The sequence below is a fragment of the Massilioclostridium coli genome (assembly GCF_900095865.1).
In the GTDB taxonomy this organism is placed as follows: domain Bacteria; phylum Bacillota; class Clostridia; order Oscillospirales; family Ruminococcaceae; genus Massilioclostridium; species Massilioclostridium facile.
In genome coordinates this window covers 751085-774455 of the sequence record NZ_FMIZ01000006.1, presented here as the reverse complement: position 1 = coordinate 774455, position 23371 = coordinate 751085, and the positions used below count along the sequence as shown (strand labels likewise).

The following is a 23371-nucleotide window of genomic DNA, read 5'->3' as shown; positions in this document are numbered from 1 at the left end:
GTGACGGCATTTTTCTATTTTCCCAGGCCGTCTCCAGCCAAGTATCTTCGACGTTGATGAGCTTAACTACTGTGTTCGGTATGGGAACAGGTGGATCCTCATCGCCATTAACACCGTCTATTTCTTTTGAAGGTTCAGTACCCTCAAAACTGAATAAGTATCACGATTTTAGAACATATCATTGGTCAAGCCCTCGACCGATTAGTACTCGCTAGCTTAACGCCTCACGACGCTTACACTTTGAGCCTATCAACCTCGTAGTCTACAAGGGGTCTTACCTGGTTAACCCAGTGGGATATCTTATCTTAAGGACGGCTTCACGCTTAGATGCCTTCAGCGTTTATCCGATCCGCACATAGCTGCCCTGCCGTGCCATTGGCATGACAACAGGTACACCAGAGGTGCGTCCATCCCGGTCCTCTCGTACTAGGGACAGCTCCTTTCAAATATCCTACGCCCACGACAGATAGGGACCGAACTGTCTCACGACGTTCTGAACCCAGCTCGCGTACCGCTTTAATTGGCGAACAGCCAAACCCTTGGGACCGAATCCAGCCCCAGGATGCGATGAGCCGACATCGAGGTGCCAAACCTCCCCGTCGATGTGGACTCTTGGGGGAGATCAGCCTGTTATCCCCAGGGTAGCTTTTATCCGTTGAGCGACGGCATTTCCACTCACATACCGCCGGATCACTAACTCCAACTTTCGTTACTGCTCGACTTGTCAGTCTCGCAGTTAGGCTCGCTTATGCGTTTACACTCTAATGCACGGTTTCCGTCCGTACTGAGCGAACCTTTGAGCGCCTCCGTTACCTTTTAGGAGGCGACCGCCCCAGTCAAACTGCCCACCTAACAATGTCCCCCGACCAGATTCATGGCCGCAGGTTAGAATTTCAGCACTCCAAGAGTGGTATCCCAACGATGGCTCCACAAAAGCTGACGCCTTTGCTTCCTAGCCTCCCACCTATCCTGTACATGAAATACCAAAATCCAATATTAGGCTACAGTAAAGCTCCATGGGGTCTTTCCGTCTAGTCGCGGGTAACCGGCATCTTCACCGGTACTACAATTTCGCCGGGTGGATTGTTGAGACAGTGCCCAGATCGTTACACCATTCGTGCGGGTCAGAACTTACCTGACAAGGAATTTCGCTACCTTAGGACCGTTATAGTTACGGCCGCCGTTCACTGGGGCTTCAATTCAGAGCTCTCACTCCTCCTCTTAACCTTCCAGCACTGGGCAGGTGTCAGCCCCTATACGTCATCTTTCGATTTAGCAGAGACCTGTGTTTTTGATAAACAGTCGCCCGGGCCTATTCTCTGCGGCTCTATTGCTAGAGCACCCCTTATCCCTAAGTTACGGGGTCAACTTGCCGAGTTCCTTAACAACCCTTCTCCCGTTGGCCTTAGAATCCTCTTCCTACCTACCTGTGTCGGTTTGCGGTACGGGCTCCGAAGATATCCACAAAGCTTTTCTCGCCTTCATCCAAGTGTACTTCCTTACTCTAATTTCAGTCCCTTACGACCGGGTCTACCAACGCCCGGCTTACACCCTTCTAAAGTGTCCCTTTGCTTAAATCTTTTGGAGGCTACGGAATATCAACCGTATGTGCATCGGCTACGCCTTTCGGCCTCACCTTAGCTCCCGGCTTACTAGGAGCGGACGAACCTTCCTCCTAAAACCTTAGGCTTTCGGCCATTATGATTCTCACATAATTCTCGCTACTCATTCCGGCATTCTCACTCGTATACAGTCCACCACCGCTTCCGCTATGACTTCTCTCCGTATACGACGCTCCCCTACCCCTGATACTTACGTATCAAGCCCAAGCTTCGGTGTACATTTTAGCCCCGTTAAATTTTCGGCGCAGGACCACTCGACCAGTGAGCTATTACGCACTCTTTAAATGTGTGGCTGCTTCTAAGCCAACATCCTGGTTGTTTTCGCAATCCTACATCCTTTTCCACTTAAATGTACTTTGGGACCTTAGCTGTGGGTCTGGGCTCTTTCCCTTTTGACTATGAGACTTATCTCACACAGTCTGACTGCTGCCCATGATTATCCGGCATTCAGAGTTTGATAAGTTTCGGTAGCCTCTCGGCCCCTAGACTATTCAGTGCTTTACCTCCGGTAATCTTTATGGCAACGCTAGCCCTAAAGCTATTTCGGGGAGAACCAGCTATATCCAAGTTCGATTGGAATTTCTCCGCTATCCACATCTCATCCCCTACCATTTCAACGGGAGTGGGTTCGGTCCTCCATGACGTGTTACCGTCACTTCAACCTGGACATGGATAGGTCACCTGGTTTCGGGTCATACGCATGAAACTAAACGCCCCATTCAGACTCGCTCTCGCTTCGGCTCCGAACCTGAAGTTCTTAACCTTGCTACATACGTATACTCGCCGGACCATTCTACAATAGGTACGATATCACACTTTGACGTGCTCTATCTGCTTGTAAGCACAGAGTTTCAGGTTCTATTTCACTCCCCTCCCGGGGTTCTTTTCACCTTTCCTTCACAGTACTTTTCGCTATCGGTCATTAGGTAGTATTTAGGCTTAGAGGGTGGTCCCCCTATCTTCCCACGGGGTTTCACGTGTCCCGCGGTACTCTGGATACTGCTAGCTCTGATCTGTTTTCGGATACAAGACTTTCACTTCCTTTGGTGTGCCTTCCCATGCACTTCTCCTAACTCGTCAGATACACATTGCAGTCCGAACCCCAAAGATATTGCTACCTTTGGTTTGGCCTCTTTCCCGTTCGCTCGCCACTACTAGGAAAATCTCGGTTGATTTCTCTTCCTCGCCCTACTTAGATGTTTCAGTTCAGGCGGTTCCCCTCATATACCTATGGATTCAGTATATGATGACAGTGCATAACCACTGCCGGATTCCTCCATTCGGAATTCTACGGATCGATGTCTGCTTGCGACTCCCCGTAGCATATCGTTGCTTACCACGTCCTTCATCGGCTCCTAATGCCAAGGCATTCTCTCTGCGCTCTTTGTAGCTTGACCATTTGAATTATGTTCTCCAACTTTTTCAAATTGTAGTAGTATTTTTACCCTTTTTTAAAAAAGATATTTGTCTTAACTACTTTTATCGCTTTACTTATTCAGTTTTCAAGGTACTTCTTCTTTGTTACTTTTTCAAGTAACTTGGTGGGCTCAAGTGGACTCGAACCACCGACCTCACGCTTATCAGGCGTGCGCTCTAACCACCTGAGCTATGAGCCCATGTTAGATTCGGCTGTCGGTCTCTCTTTTCCCTGTTCAACCTTTCGGTTGTGGTGGAGATGAGGAGGATCGAACTCCTGACCCCCTGCGTGCAAGGCAGGTGCTCTCCCAGCTGAGCTACACCCCCATTTTCCAGGGTTTCTAGGTTGCCGCTTTTCCCATCAATTATTTTTCTGAAGACTCAGGGCCTTCAAAATTAAACAATATAGCTCCTAACACTTACCATCCTGTCAGTTCTCCATAGAAAGGAGGTGATCCAGCCGCACCTTCCGATACGGCTACCTTGTTACGACTTCACCCTAATCATCAACCCCACCTTCGACAGCGCCCTCCTTGCGGTTAGGCTACTGGCTTCGGGTGTTGCCAACTCTCATGGTGTGACGGGCGGTGTGTACAAGGCCCGGGAACGTATTCACCGCGGCATGCTGATCCGCGATTACTAGCAATTCCGGCTTCATGCAGGCGGGTTGCAGCCTGCAATCCGAACTGAGACTATTTTTAGGGGTTTGCTCCTCCTCGCGGTATTGCTTCCCTCTGTTAATAGCCATTGTAGTACGTGTGTGGCCCAGGTCATAAGGGGCATGATGATTTGACGTCATCCCCACCTTCCTCCGTTTTGTCAACGGCAGTCCCATTAGAGTGCTCTTGCGTAGCAACTAATGGTAAGGGTTGCGCTCGTTGCGGGACTTAACCCAACATCTCACGACACGAGCTGACGACAACCATGCACCACCTGTCTCAACTTTCCCCGAAGGGCACCTAACATATCTCTATCTCGTTAGTTGGATGTCAAGACCTGGTAAGGTTCTTCGCGTTGCTTCGAATTAAACCACATACTCCACTGCTTGTGCGGGCCCCCGTCAATTCCTTTGAGTTTCAACCTTGCGGTCGTACTCCCCAGGTGGATTACTTATTGTGTTAACTCCGGCACGGAAGGTTGACCCCCCCACACCTAGTAATCATCGTTTACAGCGTGGACTACCAGGGTATCTAATCCTGTTTGCTACCCACGCTTTCGAGCCTCAGCGTCAGTTAAAGCCCAGTAGGCCGCCTTCGCCACTGGTGTTCCTCCTAATATCTACGCATTTCACCGCTACACTAGGAATTCCGCCTACCTCTACTTCACTCAAGAACAACAGTTTTGAACGCAGTTTATGGGTTGAGCCCATAGATTTCACATTCAACTTGCTGTCCCGCCTACGCTCCCTTTACACCCAGTAATTCCGGACAACGCTCGCTCCCTACGTATTACCGCGGCTGCTGGCACGTAGTTAGCCGGAGCTTCCTCCTCAGGTACCGTCACTATCGTCCCTGAAGACAGAGGTTTACAATCCGAAAACCTTCTTCCCTCACGCGGCGTCGCTGCATCAGGGTTTCCCCCATTGTGCAATATTCCCCACTGCTGCCTCCCGTAGGAGTCTGGGCCGTGTCTCAGTCCCAATGTGGCCGTTCAACCTCTCAGTCCGGCTACTGATCGTCGACTTGGTGAGCCGTTACCTCACCAACTATCTAATCAGACGCGAGCCCATCTTACAGCGAATTTCTTTGATTATCTTACCATGCGATAAGTTAATGTTATGCGGTATTAGCGTTCGTTTCCAAACGTTATCCCACTCTGTAAGGCAGGTTGCTCACGTGTTACTCACCCGTCCGCCACTAAGATAGTCCATCGTCACCCCGAAGGGATCTAACAGGTATCTCCGTTCGACTTGCATGTGTTAGGCGCGCCGCCAGCGTTCGTCCTGAGCCAGGATCAAACTCTTAATTTAATCATATCAAAACATCCTCTCGGATGATTTAATCTAGCTCGTATTACTCGAATACGCTAACGTCATTTTTTCTAAAATAACTAAAACTCTTGAATTAACAAGGATTGGTTCGTTTTCGTTACTTACTATATTGTTTAATTTTCAAGGTCCTGTTTTTGTCGTTTCTTGACCGCTGCCCTCAAGCAGCTTTACTATTTTATCACATCTCTGTGATTTTGTCAAGCTTTTTTGAAAGTTTTTTGTTTCTTTCGTTTCGCTTGCCTCAGAAGCGACTTATTTATTATATCATATCGCTTCCTCTTTGTCAAGATGTTTTTTCATCTTTTTTCGTTTCTTCCTTTTTGCTCAACGGCGCCTCTTGCCCTCCCGGCCGCTCTTCCGTTGCAGCTTTAATAATATATCACACCTTCTCCCTTTTGTCAACTACTTTTTCCTTTTTTCTTCGATTTATTTTATAAATTTCCATATTCACCTTAATATTGACCAAAAAAGAGCCTTTATTTACAAATAAAGGCTCTTAATAATCTATTTAGTGTTGATACTTATATAGTGTTTCACGGAATTTAGCAGCATGAACGCCTTCTTCTTCAGCATATTCGGCAAATAATCTAGCTACTTCCTTATCGTCTTTAATCTCCTGAGAATATTTTTCAAAATCTCTGACTAACTCCATTGAATTTTCCCAAGCCCTTAGCAACCTATCTTGTGTTGTGATTTTAATTTCATATTTATTTTCCATAGATAACATCTCCTTTTTCAGATTTATTATTACTGTAATATTAGTATAAAAACTTTTATGGCAAAATATACAGAGCATCTTCTATTTTCATTTTATATTTTACTGTTTCCGAATAAATAATTTTCTCATAGCAAAAACGATGTTGTTACAATATACAAGAAACAAAAATACATTTTTTATTGTATCTAGCAAGAATGAAATTTTCTCTTTTTTAAATTGGCTATAACCGATATTTTATTACAGTGTTACAGCATCGGAAATCAGTATCAGTGTTGTGTGAAATAAATCTGGCTTTAAAATTTCTTATATTACGCACTGCATTTGGCATCGGCTTTTACTCTTCCCGCTCCAAATTCATATTTTTGATATTTCATAGAGGTTATCTCCATTTTATTATTTTAGGTTGTTTTTATTATCTACAATATTATTTTCCCCATTCGATCTTTATAAATAAAAAATCCTACGGCTGCAAATTATCAACCGTAGGTATCAATTTATTTGATGATAAAAGTTATCTATTTTCTATATTTTTTTGCCAATATAAAAAACATATCCATAATACTGTTTATACTTTGTATATAGTTCCACTTCTCGTCTATCACCTTCGATATAAGCTTCAACCATTTGATTACCAGAGTACTTTTCCAAAAGTGATTTTTCCGCTGCTTCCCTTGGAGCGAAGTAATTTTGGATCCAACATTCTTCAGGAAGTGTAAATGAGGAAATAAAACGGTAACCAGTGTTTTGTAGGATAGATATATTGTTTTCTATACTATCCAAACCACTACCAGCATCCACCCAAAATTTTTCCACTTCAGAAGGACATTCATCAGTAAGCCAGGACGGACAAGTTACAGCTAGATAACCGCCCTTTTTCAGAAAACCATTCCAATAAGTTACGGCTTTTTCAAAACCAATCCCATCTATAACTCCTTCTGACCAAATTAGATCAAGCTCCTCTTTTTTAAAAGGAAGTTCTTCTACTGATCCAACAATACCAGTTACCCGGTTTTCAAGATGAAACTGCTTTACGTTCTGATTAAAAATATCAATAAAATTAGGGATCATATCTACACCGATAATATGCCCAATCGTATTTTGTGCAATAACCATTGTTTGTCCACCAGTTCCACAACCTAAATCTGCAATGTAGGACTCCTCATTGAGATTGTCCACAAAGCTTAAAGCACGCATCGTCATTTCTGGACTTCCCGGTCCCTGTCTTTTTAATCCTATATGTGTTTCAATTAACAAATCAAACATTGTCATATTTTTATTTTCCATCCTATTACTCCTTCTTAATATCATCTTATTTAATAGCTACTGTATCAACTTTTGTTCCCCGCTATTATTTCATATTTCTTCTGTAAATAATCTTGTTTTTTCTAATAAGTTCTAAACTTCTATTTTGATCTATGGATCTTCCTTTATCTGATATCTTGTATTCTCCCAAAAACGGATTTTTTATTATTTTTAGGTTTTTGTATATTCCATCTATTCGTCAGGTGCCTACAAAAAAGAAAAGGAGCTGCACGCCTTTCAATGCTATAAGGGCCTTAAAAATTTGCTATCAAGACATGTGAGATTTCATGAGAAATTGAAACAGTTTCTTTATTTCGCATCAATCTTTTCCCAATTTATTGGCTTATAAGCTATTTTGTTTGTATGGCCTAATAAGAGTAAATCACAAGTAAAAGAAAAACCTTGAAAACATTTTTTGTTAAAACCTCAAAAAATTTCAACGAAATAGATACACAGCTTTTAATACGTGTACCTCATTTCGAACAAAAAAGGACTTAGAACGCAAATTGTATCCAAGACCAATCTGGGTTGGGATGACAAACTATAAGCGCGAGAACAAATCTAGAAACAAAGCAAAAACCTCGAACGCGACTTGCGCGTCGAGGTTCTCGACTGGTACGCCTGATGCGATTCGAACGCACGACCTTCAGAGTCGGAGTCTGACACTCTATCCAGCTGAGCTACAGGCGCATACAATGTTAATTTATTATATCATAAAATAACAAAAAAGAAAAGGGGGAAAAGAAAGAAACCAAAAAATTTTCATTTTTTCCCCTATCTAACATCAAATCCATCTGAACTAAAGCAAAATAATATCTGTGGCTATTGAATATTTTTCATTGGAAACAATCCAAATGAATGATAAAACACAAAAACTGCTCCAATCTGTATTGATTGGAGCAGTAATTCTATTTACTTTATTTTTTCCGTTTAAAATAAATAGCAGTAGCGCCAGAAGCCACTAGAGTAGCAACAATTGCGATTGGTAAGAAATCGCCTGTTTGTGGCTGCCCTGCCTGCTCCGAACTGGAGCTGGAAGAATATGTGGACTCATTGTCCGAGCTTGTTTCAGAAGAATGATCTGAAGAAGACTCTGAGCTGGATGGATCAGTAATATCCTCTTTGATTGTAGTAATTTCTTCATAAGCATATGGTTTTAGCGTAACGCCGCCAATCATTCCATAATCCTCTGGAACTGCCTGTGCGGCCCATGTATCAGTAATAGAACCATAAGCAATTAATTGGTTGCCTAAACAACTTGCCAGTTCTACCTGAATTGTATTTTCCCCTGGCTGCAATAAATCTCCTAAATCTACCGAGTAGGTTACCTGGTCTAAACACAATACAGTTCCATTTACAATCACCTGTGCCAAACGGCAAGCTAACTGATCAAACTGCAGTTTAGCTCCATCTATATTACTCCATTCCTCTGGCAGTTCAAATGTAATGGAATAATGTCCTATACCAGAAACATCGTTGCCTAGCATCTCTATATCGCTCCAGGAAACCAGTTGATCCAGTTTTCCTACTTCAATATCAGTCTTCTTGGTATCATTTTTGGTTTCAGTTGTCGTATCATCTTCCCAACGTTCTACCGTTAGATTCCAGCCAGAACTTAAATCATATGCATCTGGCAAGCTATTTACAGTTACTGTACGGGAGCTACCATCCCCCATCGACAACTGATAATCCCCGTTTGTAGAAGCTTTTAAATCCACAGTATTGCCATTTACCTGCGCTATCCCCTGAGATGGAATAACAGTGTTTTCGCTGGTCAAATCAGTGGCTGTCCCTGTTACGCTTGGCAGTCCAGAATCTGTAACAGCAACCATAATTGCTTCATTATCCTGCAAGCTAAATTCTCTGGTAATCGAACCATTTCCAACCATATAATCTGCCAGTTGAGTCACGTCACCAGACCAAAGGTCGATGAGGTAAACGTTCCCCTCGCCCTGCAATGTAATTTGTTGTGTAGTATCCTCTACTCCATCATTGTAGATATAATAGAAATCTCCACCATCAATTTCCCGGTGCGCTGTTATGAGTTCACAATCTTCCCCATAAGCCGCACCTGGATGAACCCCTTGTTCTTGCATTGCGGCAACCAGTTCCTGTTGGGAGGCAACCGTTACTAAATTTTCGTGGTTTACAATTTCAGCTACGATTTTATCCAGTTTTGCCTGTTCTTGTTCCCAATGATAGAAGCTAGTGACTTGGGAAGGAAATTCCCCTATAACGAATACTGGCAGTCCTTGGTTCAAGTAATCCAGCACTTTTTCAGCAGTATCTACATTCATGTAAGTCTGGTTGCAGAACACCAACGCTTTATATCCCACACCTTCTGGGTCAATAATGCCGTTTTCACAGGTAGCGGAATCCAACTGCAATAGGTTTTCACTGACAAATTCATAGGAATACCCTGCGTTTGACATGGTCTGGTCTTCCCAGATAGGAGCATAGGTTCCATAATTATCGTTATATACGGCGACATCCACCTTTGCCGTACCAGACTGTAGAATATCCTGTGTCCTAGCAAGATAATCCGCGATTTCATCTTCAAATTCCCAACCAGGGTTCCTGCTGCCCCAGTTGTCCCCCAAACCATTGGTTCCAAATGTGGCATTTCCAGGCCAATATTTGGCTTCTCCACTGGTATGGGAATATCCATGGAAAATCATCCGGTTTGCGCCCAGCGCATACTGTAACTGGGTATATTCCAGCATTTCAGGCCAAGTAAGACGGTAGGATCTAGCGTTGACCGCACCACATTCTGAAGAAATAATATTGTTATCCCCCAAATGGGCACCTGCGCTTACTATGCGGGATTTATCATATCCATGGATATATTGGCGTTTATCCATATCAAAGAAACCAACCGTTTCCACATCTGGGTAATCCACCACAGAGGATAGATATGCAGTGTCAAAGTTAAAGCTATATGCCTGCATTCGATAGGTCATCCCATTTTCGTGCGCCCAATCCTGAATCATAGAAATATGGTTTTCATCAAACAATTCGGTTATTACCTGGGCGTAATCTTTACGGATCCTCTCCGCAGTATCATCGTATTCATAATCCCCTGTCTGTTCATTGTAGGTTCCAAACTCATAATCATAGTATTCCACATTGGTAGAGCCACCCATGCTTTGCCCGTTGAGCATGGATAGATATGGTGTCAAGTCATATCCAGCACGATTTTCAAACTCCTCTAAAAACGTGGTGCTCCATTCCAGGTTATCCGCGCCAAAATAGCTACCAAATTCCAATGAGTCCTCAAAAATACTCATGCCTACTTCCTGGATCAGATTTTTTAATTTTTCATTGGAAAGCAGTTCTTTTTCCCAAAAAGCAATATAGGACTCCGCACCTTCCTTGGTCATATAGTCCGCATAATATGCCGTTTCGGACATTCCGGTATTGCTGGTTGCACCGCTGAACCCCATCCAGTAAGAAAATACAGTGTATTCCCCTTCGTCTTCGGGTCTCCAATTGATGGTAACAGAACCAGTATCCTTGTTATAGGTATAATCTACCCCTTCCTGCAATGCCTGCAGGCTGTCAGGGTCTACCAGCGCGTTTTCAGAACCATTGGTCCTGCCTGGGATATTCGCGGAACCCCATACATAATATTGGTCCTCCCATTTTTCAACTGGAGCGCTCTCCCGTACTACTTTTGCCACTGTAACTCCTTGCAGGCTACGGTTCTGCAGAGGGTCTTCATCATTGTAATCTGTTTTTTGATTAGAATACAACACAGGGTTTTCTACAGTGTCTTTTGTTAATACAGCGGTATCTCCATCGTAAAGGTTCTTTTCACTTGCATCGTAATTGGTAAACGCATACTCTTTTGGTAAAGAAATCGGCCAGCTACAGGTTGCTGTTACATCAATGGTCAGATTGTGTTCTTTGGCAATCTCACAAAGCATGGTCAACATATCCACCCATGCTTTGCTTCCCCAACCGTAATCCTTTAAATCTTCCTGGTTATAAACATATTCCCCCATCAGGACGCTGACTTCAATTCCTTTAAATCCTTTAGCGGCAATATCTTCTACTTCCGCTTTTACAACATCACGGTCAGCCTTCATCGGTAAAGCCGCAGGTACCCACCAACGGAACATCGCTCCTGTAGACTGATTCACTTCCATATGAAGTGGTTCTGTAGGATTAGCTGCCGAAACTAGCTGCGATCCGGCTACTGTAGCGGCTACACATACCCCTAACAGAGCGCCCAGGCATCGTTTTATTGCCTTTTTCTTCATTAAAGATTTCCTCCTATTAAAATAAACTTCTCCTTGGGTAAAATAATACCCTAGAATTATTTTTATTTTAAAATGGAAACTAATTCAAAACAATGTTGTTCTATGACCTTTTTCCGTTAAAATTTTACCTAAACTTCAAAAAACAGCCACTATTTTATGGTATCTTGCTAAACCACTCTAATTACCTTCTGAAAATTATTCCAGTTTTTCTCTTTTATTGAAATAACGCTTGCTTATGAATTAATAGTAGTATTCTTATTTTCCATTTCGTTATCTCTTCATCCATTTTTAAAAAGGTTTATCGTTGTTCGTTTTTTCGTTTGAAAATACTTAAATTGAGACGTACATAATCCTGAAAAGAAGCATTACTGAATAAAACCAAAAATATTGTTTACATTGCTTGTATTTTCAATGATAAACAAAAAAGCAATATATTTTGTCTGTGTAAAAATTTTTAGTCCGTTTCATCCTTTTTTACTTATATAAAACGTTCCCCCTCTTGTTGCTATTACGCTCGTATTTCTTCTTAGATAAAAATAAAAGGAAGATAACAGCATATAAAAAAAGCCTCTGGCAAGACCAGAGGCTTTTTTGATGAGGAATTATTCCTCAGTTTTTTCTTCAATAAATTTAACGATATCCCCAACTGTTTTGATGTTTTCAACTTCTTCATCTGGGATTTCAATATTGAATTCTTCTTCTAAAGACATTACCAGGTCTACAACGTCCAAAGAGTCTGCACCCAGATCGTCAGCGATAGCTGCCTCCATGGTTACTTTTTCTTCTTCAACGTCCAGCTGGTCAGCAATAATGCTAACAACTTTTTCAAATACCATTCGTCTCGCCTCCCTATGTGTTTTTTATAATAGTTGATACTCTTTGTCTAAAAAGAGATACTGCCCTGTTGGAACAGAGAACAGTAACATATTATAAAACGAAAGTAGCTTTCGTTTATAATTAATTTTATAAAAGACGCTTATTCAGAATAAACACCAATTTTTCTGAACTTATTATAACGGCTTTCCATCAAATTTGCAAGGTCTTTTTGCGAAATTCTTTGCAATGCCTCAAAAATATAGGTAGCAATATTTTGGGACATCAAAGAAAGGCTGTTGTGGGCTCCACCAGCAGGTTCTGGAATCTCATAATCCGCAATCTCTAATTGGATCAAATCCTCTGCTGTGATACGCAAAAGATTCGCCGCTTCTTTTTCCCTGGAACCATCTTTCCAAAGAATGTTTGCGCACCCACGTGGGGACACTACAGAGTACACGGCATTTTCCAGCATCGCCAACTCATCGCATACCCCTAACGCCAGCGCACCGCCACTGCCACCTTCTCCGGTTACAATCGAGATAATTGGTGTTTTCAGGCTCATAAATTCCATCATATTGCGTGCAATTGCTTCCCCTTGGCCACGTTCTTCCGCGCCAATTCCACAATAAGCTCCTGGGGTATCAATAAAACAGATGACAGGACGATGGAACTTCTCCGCCTGCTTCGCTAAACGCAACGCCTTACGGTAGCCTTCTGGATGGGCCATAGCGAAATTATGCTCTTTGTTGGTTTCTAAATCTTTTCCTTTTACCTGGGCAATAATCGTTACGGGTATACTGTGGAATCTAGCTATACCACCAATAATCGCCCGGTCATCGCTGTATAAACGGTCGCCACGGCATTCATAAAAATCATCAAAAATCAATGGAATATAGTCCAATACAGTTGGCCGCTCTTTATTGCGCACAATTTGGAGATGTTCCCATGCAGTTAATTCACTCATTGTAACCCCTCCATTGTATGCAGTTTTAATAAAGTAGAAAGTGTTTTACGCATTTTTGTACGCTCTACAATCATATCTACAAATCCATGTTCCATTAAAAATTCTGCGGACTGGAACTCATCCGGTAACCGCTGCTTAATGGTATCCTCTATCACGCGCCTTCCAGCAAACCCCACCAGGACTTTAGGTTCTGCGATAATAATATCACCAAGAGAGGCAAAAGACGCTGTTACACCTCCAGTAGTAGGGTCAGTTAATACGGTAATATACAACAACCCTGCCTCGCTGTGTTTTCCAACAGCAGCAGAAGTTTTTGCCATTTGGATTAAGGAGATCATCCCTTCCTGCATCCTTGCGCCGCCACTTGCGGTAAATAGAATAACAGGCAATTGTTTTTCTATCGCGCGCTCAAACGCTCTGGTAATCTTTTCCCCTACTACAGAGCCCATGGATGCCATCATAAAATGGGAGTCCATAATACCAATCACGCATTTACGTCCCCGAATGGTACATTCCCCAGTAATAACAGCCTCTTTTAATCCAGTTTTTACCTGTAAACCTTTTACTTTTGCATCATAACCTGGAAAATCAATTGGGTTTTCACTGGTCATATCCGCATCATACTCTACAAAACTGCCTTTATCCGCTGTTATCTCCAGGCGTTCCCTTGCTGTCAGCCGTGCATGGTAACCGCATTTTGTACAGACACTGTTGTTATTTTTAAATTCGTCCATAAAAGTAACCTGTTGGCACCTTGGACATTTAAACAGTAAATCAGAAGGAATATTTACATGGTTCTTCTTGCCCTGCTTAGTATCCTCACTTACACGGGATTTTACTACTTTAAATAAATCCTCCAGCAAAAGTATCCACCGCCCTTTCTCATAATATTTTAAACTATTTTACAATTTTTCCATTTCATTAAAACATATCCATTTATACCATCGAAAAATGAACGGCACAATAACCTGTTATGAAATAAGCTATAATTGATTAAATATTTTACTTATATCCTTTGCGACCTAAATAGCCAATATCTACGTTTCCTGTTTCAAAATCTTGGTCCCGCAATATATTCAACTGGAAATCAATATTGGTATCAATGCCTTCCACAATAAATTCAGCCAAAGCCCATTTCATTTTCTGGATTGCCTCATACCTGGTTGGAGCATATGCCATTACCTTCGCAATCATGCTATCGTAATAAGGGGAAATTTCATATCCGCTGTAAACAGCGCTGTCAATCCGGATTCCGTTTCCCCCCGGCATATGTAGGGATTCAATTTTTCCTGGAGAAGGACGAAAATTCGCCTCTGGAGTTTCCGCATTGATGCGGCACTCAATGGCGTGCCCGGAAAGATGGACATCTTCCTGGGTAAAGCCAAGCCTTTCACCAGCTGCGATTAAAATTTGATTTTTCACCAAATCAATCCCCGTAACCAGTTCTGTAATACCATGCTCTACCTGAATCCTGGTATTCATCTCCATAAAATAAAAGTTTTTATCCGCATCTACTAAAAACTCAACAGTACCTGCATTATAATAACCGCACGCCAATGCAGCTGATTTTGCTGCTTCCCCCATTTTCTCACGCAATTCTGGAGTCATAATCGGGCTTGGAGATTCCTCAATCATTTTCTGGTTCCGACGCTGTACAGAACAGTCGCGTTCCCCCAAGTGGACAACATTACCATACTGGTCCGCTAACACCTGAATTTCCACATGGCGAGGATCTACGATAAATTTTTCCAAATAAACCCCATCATCTCCAAAGAAACTCAATGCTTCTGTTTTTGCCGCCGTGATTGCGGCCTCCAGCTCATCCGGGGTATCTACTTTGCGGATTCCCCTACCGCCGCCACCAGCAGAAGCTTTTACCATGACTGGATAACCAATCCGTTCCGCAATCTCTTTGGCTTCTTCTACACTGTTCACTACACCGTCTGAACCTGGCACAACAGGCACGTTTGCATTTTTCATGGTCTGTTTTGCGTTTGCTTTATTCCCCATCATATCCATAGAAGTATAACTTGGGCCAATAAATGTCACACCACACAATTCACAGGTTTTTGCAAAAGAACTGTTTTCGGATAAAAATCCAAATCCTGGATGGATTGCGTCCGCACCGGTTACTTCACATGCCGCCAAAATAGCTTGTATATTCAAATAGCTGTCTTTTGTGGCAGCAGGGCCAATACAAATTGCCTCATCCGCAATCTGTGCATGCAAAGCGCCTCTGTCCGCTTCCGAAAACACCGCCACTGTGCCAATCCCCAGTTCACGGCAAGCGTGGATGATACGCACCGCAATCTCCCCACGGTTGGCAATCAAAACTTTGTTAAACAAAACAACTTCCCTCCGTCCGCATTTTCTTATTGCGTCCTTATTGTCAGTATAAAAACAATAGTGAGAAAAACCGGCTAGCCTGTTACAGCCTCCGGTCTTTCAGGCTTATTTCTCTGAAATCGCAAACATAATTTCAGCGGTTACCGCTTTTTTGCCATCTACCGTTGCCACTGCTTTTCCAATCCCCAACGGACCACGAATTTTGATAATTTCCACTTCCAGTTTCAAAGTATCCCCTGGCATTACTGGCTGTTTAAAGCGCGCCTTGTCAATCCCCGCAAATACCGCAATTTTGCCTTTGTTTTCCGGCAGGGAAAGAACGGATACCGCCCCAGTCTGTGCCAGCATTTCAATCATCAATACGCCTGGTTGAATTGGATGGCCTGGAAAATGGCCACGGAACCAATCCTCATCTTCTTTAATATGTTTTAACGCTACCGCTCGAACCCCTGGTTCCAATTCCAGCACTTCATCAATCAACAAAAACGGATCTCTATGTGGAATAATCTCTTTAATTTGTTCTTGGTTTAATAATGCCATACCAATCTCCTTATTCAATCACCATAATCGGTTGGTTATAATCAACGCTATCCCCGTTTTGCACCAAAATCTGAGCTACTTTTCCGCTGTACTCACTTTTGATTTCATTCATCAGCTTCATGGATTCTACGATGAACAGCACATCCCCTTTTTGGACAGTCTGTCCAACAGAGACATAAGGAGCCTTATCTGGGGATGGACTTGCATAGAAGGTGCCAATAATCGGTGATTTTACTACATTACCAGATAATTCTGGTGCTGCTTCTGTTGGTACAGCAGTGTTCGCAGCTGTAACTGGTGCTATTGGTGCCGCAGCAGATGGGGCAGCTACTGTCGTAACAACAGTTTCTTTTTCTTTCTGTGCTTCAATCTCAATTTCAAAATCATCGCTTTTCAATTTTAATTTTGTAATACCGGATTTCGCAACTTTATCAATTAAATAATCAATTGTTTCGGTTTCAAATGTAAAGTTTGCCATGCAGGACACCCTCCTTAATCTTCATATTTTTTAAAACAGATGGTTGCATTGTGTCCGCCAAATCCCAAAGAGTTGGACAGCGCATAATGGATATCTGCTTTGCGAGCCTGATTTGGAACACAATCCAGGTCACAATCCTCATCTGGAACCTGATACCCAACAGTTGGAGGGACAATCCCATCCCGCAATGCCAAGGCAGTTACAATCCCTTCTACAGCACCAGCAGCACCCAGCATATGGCCTGTCATAGATTTCGTAGAACTTACCATCAATTTACTTGCATGATCTCCAAATGCCTGTTTAATTGCAGAGGTCTCCACTCTTTCATTCAATGGTGTGGAGGTACCATGAGCGTTAATATAATCAATATCTGTCATCTGTAGTCCAGCGTCCTGTACCGCGAATTCCAAACATTTTGCGGCCGCCCCTGCTCCTGGATCTGGGCTAGTAATGTGATAAGCATCCCCAGTTGCGCCATAACCTACAATTTCAGCGTAGATTTTTGCGCCTCTAGCTTTTGCGTGTTCCAGTTCTTCCAGGATTAAAATACCAGCGCCTTCTCCCATGACAAACCCACTGCGTTCTTTGTCAAATGGGATAGATGCACGGTCAGGATCATCGCTTTTGGTCAATGCGGTCATATTGTTAAATCCGGCTGCGGAAAACTTTGTAATACAAGCTTCCGCACCACCAGCAACACAAGCGTCCAATAATCCATATCGGATTTTATGGAATGCTTCTCCCAATGCATGGTTGGAGGATGCACATGCGGTCACAGGACAGAAGTTCGCCCCTTTTAAGCCGGTACGGATCGAAATCATACCGGAAGCCATATTCGCAATCATGGAAGGGATAAAGAATACGGATACCCGTTTTGGCCCCTTTTCCAAGTATTTGTTGTGTTCTGCCTCCCAGGTATGTAACCCACCGATACCACTGCCTACAATTACACCAACGCGGTATGGGTCATATGCCTCTTTTAATTCGCAGCCACAATCCTTCATCGCGTCCAGTGCGGCAGCTACTGCCAGCTGGCAATAACGGTCGGTACGGCGCGCTTCTTTTTTATCCATATATTCTTCGCTGTTAAAATCATTATCCAAAGCAGCTACTTTAATGTCAAAATCAGATGTATCAAATGTGTCAATCAAACGGATTCCATGTTTGCCAGCACAAATATTTTCCCAAAAAACTTCCTTCGTGTTCCCAATGGCGCTTTTTACACCAATCCCAGTGATCACAACTCGTTTCATTGGTATCCTCCTCTATTTTCTATTCATTACATGCTCAAACAACCATCAATTAAGATGACCTGTCCACTTACATAACTAGCGTCTGGGCCAGCTAAGAAAGAAACAACGCTTGCCACTTCTTCTGGTTCCCCATAACGACGTAAAGAAATCTGCTTTTTAATCGCATCTTTAATATCGTCTCCTAATACTGCTGTCATCTGAGTATTGATAAATCCTGGTGCAATTGCATTTACATTGATGTTGCGGGCACCTAATTCTTTCGCAGCAGTTTTTGTCATACCAATAATGCCAGCTTTAGAAGCGGAATAGTTAAACTGCCCCGCATTGCCGTTTACCCCAGCAACTGAGGAAACATTGATGATACGGCCTCCTTTTTGTTTCATCATAATACCGCTGACATGGCGGATCATGTTAAATACACTTTTGTAGTTTACGTTGGTAACAGCATCAAACTGTGTTTCGCTCATACGTGCTACCAAACCATCTTTAGTAATCCCTGCATTGTTTACTAATACATCAATAGTACCAAAACGTTCTTTTACTGCTTTTACCATTCCAGCGCAAGCGTCAAACTGGGAAACGTCACAAATAAAGCATTCTGCTTCCACTCCAAATTCACGGCAAGCCTCTGCTGTCTGCACACCACCGTTTTGCACTTCATTTTCACTATAACAATTAATCGCAATGTTAAAACCGTCCTTTGCTAGGCGTTTTGCCATCGCCGCACCCAGTCCCTGGGATGCTCCTGTAATCAATGCTGTTTTAGCCAATAAAATCCCCTCCGTTTTCTGAAATTATTTTGCCAGTTGCAGAGATCCAAAGTTCCGCTTGGGAAAACATTTCCAAGATAATCTCCGCCGCCGGTTGAATTCTATCTATCATTCCCGCAATCTGTCCTGCCATAAAGCTTCCATGTTCGGTGTCCCCGTACATCACTGCTTTTTTTAGAGAACCTACGGTAAATTCTTCAAATTCTTTTGGGTCGGCATTTGCCTTTTCCAAAGCCAGTACATTTTTGGTAAATTTATTTCGGATTTGACGGACTGGATGACCAGTTTTCCGCCCGGTAACCGCTGTATCAGTGTCTTTCGCACGTAACACCATAGCCTTGTAATTGGGGTGAATATGGCATTCCTTCGCCACTAGAAAACGAGTTCCAACTTGAACTCCTTCTGCTCCTAACATCAGCGCGGCAGCAATTCCACGTCCATCCGCAATTCCTCCAGCCGCAATGACTGGAATAGATACCGCATCCACCACCTGTGGAACCAAAGTCATGGTAGTTAATTCTCCAATATGGCCTCCTGCTTCGCATCCTTCCGCGATCAGGGCATCCGCCCCTGCCCGCTCCAGGCGTTTTGCCAACGCAACTGTGGGCACCACAGGAATTACTTTAATTCCTGCTTCCTTCCACATAGGGATAAGTTTTCCCGGATTTCCCGCGCCTGTTGTCACAACGGGAACCCTCTCTTCCACCATGAGTTCTGCCAGTTCTTCGGCATATTCACTCATCATCATGATGTTTACCCCAAACGGCCGGCGAGTAAGCTGCCTTACCTTGCGGATTTCATCCCGAATAATCTCCGGCGGCGCATTGCCCCCGGCAATAATCCCGACGCCTCCGCCATTGGAAACTGCCGCCGCTAAACGTGCGTCAGCAACCCAAGCCATACCACCCTGCAAAATAGGGAATCGAATCCCCAATAACTCCGTTATTCTTGTTCTCATCCAACAATCCTCCGTCTTTCGGTGTAACGGAAATTATATTGTAAATACAGTTGCACCGTAAACCAGACCAGCTCCAAAGCCTACCAGGGCGATTTTATCCCCCTCTTTTAGACGGCCTGCACGTTTTAACTCATTTAAACAAACAGGGATACATGCGCTAGAAATATTACCATATCGATCAATATTCAAATAAAAATGGTCCATACTCAACCCCAAGTTTTTCGCCGCTGTTTCGATGATGCGGTAATTTGCCTGATGGGGTATAATCAATGCCAAGTCCTCTACTTTTATACCGGCTTTTTCGCATGCCTTGTGTAACCCTTCTGGCATAGCACGGGTGGCAAATTTATAAACATCCCGTCCATCCATGTGCATATAATGTTCCCTTCCCTGTGGGAATAAATCCAGATATTTTTCCCTGCCTTCCTGGGTGGTAAATGCATTGCCTGGACGGGCATTCTGGGCATAAATCTTGTTTGCGTCCTGGGCTTCACATTCCAAATAAGTGTAGCAGCGGTTTGGTCCTGCTGTTACTACTGCCGCGCCAGCACCATCCCCAAATAGTACACAGGTGGAACGATCTTCATAATCCACTAATTTGGTAATATTCTCAGAACTGATAATCAATACAGTTTTTACATCGTCATCCATGGCAATATATCGCTGTGCCATGTCAAAGCCATAAACAAACCCTGCACACGCACAGTTAATATCAATGCTAAACGCCTTGTGAATTCCCAGTTTTCCCTGCATGATATTCGCAGTAGAAGGCGTATAGTAATCCCCTGTTACACTAGTGGAAATTACCATATCAATCTCATCCGGTGTAACGCCAGCGTCCTCCATTGCCTGTTTCGCTGCCTGTACACCCATATACCAGGTTGGTTCCCCATTGGATGGATGGCGCTCTTTAATTCCTGTTCGTTTTGTGATCCATTCGTCTGATGTGTCTACAATTTTGGTAAAATCTTCATTGGTGGCCACTGTTTCTGGAATATACATACCAGTACCAATTAGCTTAATTCCTGTCAAAATTTTATCCTCCAATTCTAACAATCAAAATATTATCTATTATATAATCAATTTATATGAAAATCCACTTGCAATTTTTGCCCTATGTATGTTAAAATTTTATTCAACTGGATTACTTATAATAAATCTCAATTATAATCATATTAGCAACTTGCTGCTTTGTCAATAAAATTAGGGTACTTTTGGTAAAACGTGTTCTATCTTTAACACTGCGTTCACATCATAGCGGTGATTAGTTCATTGTTTTTTCATATTTTCGCTATATTGTCTATCTTATAACAGGATGATTGTAAAGCAGCTATAAGGGAGGAAACGCTTATGAAAAAAACTGTTTACCTGTTTTCCGGCCAAGGTTCCCAATACTCTGGCATGGGAAAAGAAATCTGTGAAATGAATCCCGCCAGCTTGCAGATTTATGAATGTGCAAGCGATATTTTAGGGTTTGATTTAGCAAAAATCTGCTTTGACGGGGAAGAAGCTGAACTGGCAAAAACCGGCGTGGCGCAGCCAGCTATCATGGCAACATCCCTTGCAGTATTGGAATTAATGGAAAACGAAGGTATCCCATTTGAAGCGGTTGCAGGCCATTCTTTGGGGGAATACGCCGCTATGGTAGCAAGCGGAATGCTGTCCTTGGAAGATGGATTCCGTGTCATCAAAGAACGTGCTGCCGCCATGCAAGAATGTGCGGAACATCAGGATGGCAGCATGTATGCAATCTTAGGATTGGACAGCGATACCATTGCGGAGATCTGTGCATCCATTGATGGCTACGTGGTACCAGTTAATTATAACAGCCCTGCTCAAACGGTCATTGCTGGAGAAACCCCAGCAGTAGAAGCTGCTGTAGCTGCTTTTGAGGGTAAAGCACGCCGTGCCGCAAAACTAAATGTTAATGCAGCGTTCCATTCCAAGCTCATGCAACCAGCTGCAGATCGTTTTAAACAGGCAATCTCCGGTATTTCTTTCCATACCCCCGCAATTGATTTTTACGCAAACCTAACAGGTGCTAAATTGGAAGACTTTTCTGATATGCCAAGCTATCTGGCTTCCCATCTGGTTTCCCCAGTACAGTTTGTGAAAGAATTAAACGCTCTCCAACAAGCTGGCTTTGAAAACTATGTAGAATTAGGTCCAAACAAAGTCCTGACAGGGCTTGTGAAAAAGACTTTAAAAGATGTCACTGCTGTGAATGTGGAAAACAAAAAAACGGTGGAAGCAGCTTTGGCAAAACTTCAATAAGGCGGCGATCAGTTTATGTCAACACAACATTACGCTTTAATAGGGCACCCTTTGGGACATACCATGTCCCCACCGATCCATAAGCGTTTATTTGAATTATCCGGTAACCTGAATGCGGATTATATTGCTCAGGATATCCCTCTAGAAAAATTTGACGATGTAGCGGACCAACTCTTCCAGCTCAATGGATTTAATATTACAATCCCATATAAAATTAAAATGTTACGCCATTTGGATCAGCTAGACCTTTCTGCCAAACGGTATGGGGCGGTTAATGTTGTAAAATGTGGTGAAAAAAATATTGGCTATAATACCGATGTAACCGGTTTTCTCCGTTCCATCGAAATGTTGGGCACTGATTTAACTGGAAAAGTCCTACTATTAGGTTGCGGTGGTGCTGGTAGGATGATGGCAATCGAAACCGCTTTGGCTGGGGGCGATTTGACGATTGCTGTCAGGGAATCTTCCTATGAAAAAGCGGAAAATACTTATAATAATATCAAATTACTTTCTCCAGAATCCTCTGTACACATCACTTCTTTGCAGGCGGTTACTGGAAAATACGACTTGATTTTGAATGCGACCCCCAGTGGTATGTATCCCCATAACGACGAATCTCCCGTTTCTCCAGAAGTTGCAGGAAATACAGCATTCCTATTTGATGCGATTTACAACCCACGGGAAACTCAATTGATGAAACTGGCAAAAGCCAATGGAGCAAAAGTCATGGGTGGCATGAACATGTTGGTGTGGCAGGCGGCTGTTTCCCACGAAATTTGGGAGGACGCCAGCTATTCCAAACAGGATATTCAGGCATTGGTTGCAGAGATGGAGGAAATGGTCACAGCCCAGTTTGGTGACTAAATGATATTATGGCAAAAACAATTTACTTATGTGGATTTATGGGATGCGGAAAAACTACTATTGGCGTGAAACTCTCCAAGATGATGGGGCGAAGCTTTGTGGATATGGATGATTATATCGAAAAAAAGCATCACCTCACTATACCACAGATTTTTGCCCAATTTGGGGAACAGACTTTCCGCCAATACGAAACAGAAGCTATTCGGGAGCTATCTCATCAAGGAAACTTAGTCGTTGCTACAGGTGGCGGCGCTATGACAATAGAACAGAATGGTACGCTGGCAAAACAAAATGGAATTGTCTTGTTTCTAGATGCGCCTTTTGAGGATTGTTATCATAGGATTGCAGGAGATTCCAATCGTCCTAACGCCCATTCCCGCACCAAGGAAGAACTATTGGAACTATATCAAACACGTTATCCACTCTATCAAAAAAATTCCAGTTATACGATTGATGCCTCTGATTCCCCTCTGATGATCGCCAACCGGATTCTCCAGTTATATAACCGGTAATACTGCTTTTCTTCCTATTATCAGGTATCCCTTATCTGATAATAGGTTTTTTGTTATTTTGGTGGGATCATGCTATATAGAAAGGATTCAATACTCCAAAGATATCCTATGGGTAATCCTCCCTCAACATATTACTTACCTCGCTTGTCGCGCAATCAATATAGAAATTTCCGTTTCTATAAAATTGTTCTATTTCCAGACGATTCCTATTAGCTCCTACTTTACTCCACGTTTAAAGTGAAAGATTTTATTCTCATCGACAGATAAAATTTTTTTGATAAGACCG

The 23371-nt window shown here is 42.9% G+C and carries 16 protein-coding genes, 3 tRNA genes and 3 rRNA genes; 3 read left to right on the top strand and 19 right to left on the bottom strand.

Translation table 11 applies throughout. The features are described from left to right. Position 1: 1 nt before the first annotated feature. The 19 genes from rrf to BQ2683_RS05495 all read right to left on the bottom strand — a co-directional run bounded on the left by rrf (position 2) and on the right by BQ2683_RS05495 (position 20467). Positions 2-118: ribosomal RNA gene (gene rrf, locus BQ2683_RS05585) — 5S ribosomal RNA — on the bottom strand. Positions 119-181: 63 nt separating this feature from the next. Next, a 23S ribosomal RNA gene (locus BQ2683_RS05580) occupies positions 182-3019 on the bottom strand. A 142-nt stretch (positions 3020-3161) separates the two neighbouring features. Beyond that, positions 3162-3238, bottom strand: a tRNA-Ile gene (locus BQ2683_RS05575). Positions 3239-3289: 51 nt separating this feature from the next. Continuing rightward, positions 3290-3365, bottom strand: a tRNA-Ala gene (locus BQ2683_RS05570). Between the two features lie 117 nt (positions 3366-3482). Further along, positions 3483-5007: ribosomal RNA gene (locus tag BQ2683_RS05565) — 16S ribosomal RNA — on the bottom strand. Together the 16S, 23S and 5S rRNA genes with 2 tRNA genes alongside form the textbook arrangement of a ribosomal RNA operon. A 529-nt stretch (positions 5008-5536) precedes the next feature. Then, a complete protein-coding gene (locus tag BQ2683_RS05560) occupies positions 5537-5746 on the bottom strand; it encodes a rubrerythrin (RefSeq protein ID WP_069987976.1) in 210 nt (69 codons plus the stop codon). A gap of 522 nt (positions 5747-6268) precedes the next feature. Then, positions 6269-7030 carry a class I SAM-dependent methyltransferase gene (locus tag BQ2683_RS05555; RefSeq protein ID WP_069987974.1) on the bottom strand — a complete coding sequence of 254 codons (762 nt, stop codon included), beginning with the start codon at positions 7028-7030 and terminating at the stop codon, positions 6269-6271. A gap of 631 nt (positions 7031-7661) precedes the next feature. Beyond that, positions 7662-7738 (bottom strand) — tRNA-Arg (locus BQ2683_RS05550). 227 nt (positions 7739-7965) lie between these two features. Next, complete coding sequence (locus tag BQ2683_RS05545; protein ID WP_069987970.1) at positions 7966-11310, bottom strand: glycosyl hydrolase; 3345 nt, start codon at positions 11308-11310, stop codon at positions 7966-7968. A 602-nt stretch (positions 11311-11912) separates the two neighbouring features. Further along, complete coding sequence (gene acpP, locus BQ2683_RS05540; RefSeq protein WP_069987969.1) at positions 11913-12146, bottom strand: acyl carrier protein; 234 nt, start codon at positions 12144-12146, stop codon at positions 11913-11915. Between the two features lie 140 nt (positions 12147-12286). After that, positions 12287-13090, bottom strand: coding sequence for an acetyl-CoA carboxylase carboxyltransferase subunit alpha (locus tag BQ2683_RS05535; RefSeq protein ID WP_069987968.1), 804 nt, complete (start codon positions 13088-13090; stop codon positions 12287-12289). After that, complete coding sequence (gene accD, locus BQ2683_RS05530; RefSeq protein ID WP_069987967.1) at positions 13087-13953, bottom strand: acetyl-CoA carboxylase, carboxyltransferase subunit beta; 867 nt, start codon at positions 13951-13953, stop codon at positions 13087-13089. The genes BQ2683_RS05535 and accD overlap by 4 nt, the downstream gene beginning before the upstream one ends. Before the next feature lie 139 nt (positions 13954-14092). Next, positions 14093-15436, bottom strand: coding sequence for an acetyl-CoA carboxylase biotin carboxylase subunit (locus BQ2683_RS05525; RefSeq protein WP_069987966.1), 1344 nt, complete (start codon positions 15434-15436; stop codon positions 14093-14095). A gap of 105 nt (positions 15437-15541) precedes the next feature. Further along, complete coding sequence (fabZ, locus tag BQ2683_RS05520; RefSeq protein WP_069987962.1) at positions 15542-15976, bottom strand: 3-hydroxyacyl-ACP dehydratase FabZ; 435 nt, start codon at positions 15974-15976, stop codon at positions 15542-15544. Positions 15977-15986: 10 nt separating this feature from the next. Next, the gene (accB, locus tag BQ2683_RS05515) at positions 15987-16454 is read right to left on the bottom strand and encodes an acetyl-CoA carboxylase biotin carboxyl carrier protein (RefSeq protein ID WP_069987961.1); all 468 of its coding nucleotides are present in this window, start codon (positions 16452-16454) and stop codon (positions 15987-15989) included. A 14-nt stretch (positions 16455-16468) separates the two neighbouring features. Then, entirely contained in the window at positions 16469-17707 is a 1239-nt protein-coding gene (gene fabF / locus BQ2683_RS05510; protein WP_069987960.1) for a beta-ketoacyl-ACP synthase II, read from the bottom strand. Between the two features lie 26 nt (positions 17708-17733). Continuing rightward, on the bottom strand, positions 17734-18477 hold the full coding sequence (fabG, locus tag BQ2683_RS05505) for a 3-oxoacyl-[acyl-carrier-protein] reductase (protein WP_076939121.1): 744 nt from the start codon (positions 18475-18477) through the stop codon (positions 17734-17736). After that, on the bottom strand, positions 18470-19435 hold the full coding sequence (gene fabK, locus BQ2683_RS05500) for an enoyl-[acyl-carrier-protein] reductase FabK (RefSeq protein WP_069987958.1): 966 nt from the start codon (positions 19433-19435) through the stop codon (positions 18470-18472). Before fabK ends, fabG begins: the two co-directional genes overlap by 8 nt. Before the next feature lie 33 nt (positions 19436-19468). Next, the gene (locus BQ2683_RS05495; RefSeq protein WP_069987956.1) at positions 19469-20467 is read right to left on the bottom strand and encodes a 3-oxoacyl-ACP synthase III family protein; all 999 of its coding nucleotides are present in this window, start codon (positions 20465-20467) and stop codon (positions 19469-19471) included. Positions 20468-20785: 318 nt separating this feature from the next. Between BQ2683_RS05495 and fabD the strand changes: the two genes are divergently transcribed. From fabD to BQ2683_RS05480, 3 genes are read left to right on the top strand one after another with little or no spacing between them, the layout of a single operon-like run. Next, on the top strand, positions 20786-21709 hold the full coding sequence (gene fabD / locus BQ2683_RS05490) for an ACP S-malonyltransferase (RefSeq protein WP_187118747.1): 924 nt from the start codon (positions 20786-20788) through the stop codon (positions 21707-21709). 15 nt (positions 21710-21724) lie between these two features. After that, entirely contained in the window at positions 21725-22573 is an 849-nt protein-coding gene (locus BQ2683_RS05485) for a shikimate dehydrogenase family protein (protein ID WP_069987952.1), read from the top strand. Between the two features lie 8 nt (positions 22574-22581). Next, entirely contained in the window at positions 22582-23085 is a 504-nt protein-coding gene (locus tag BQ2683_RS05480) for a shikimate kinase (RefSeq protein ID WP_076939120.1), read from the top strand. The last annotated feature ends 286 nt before the right edge of the window (positions 23086-23371 follow it).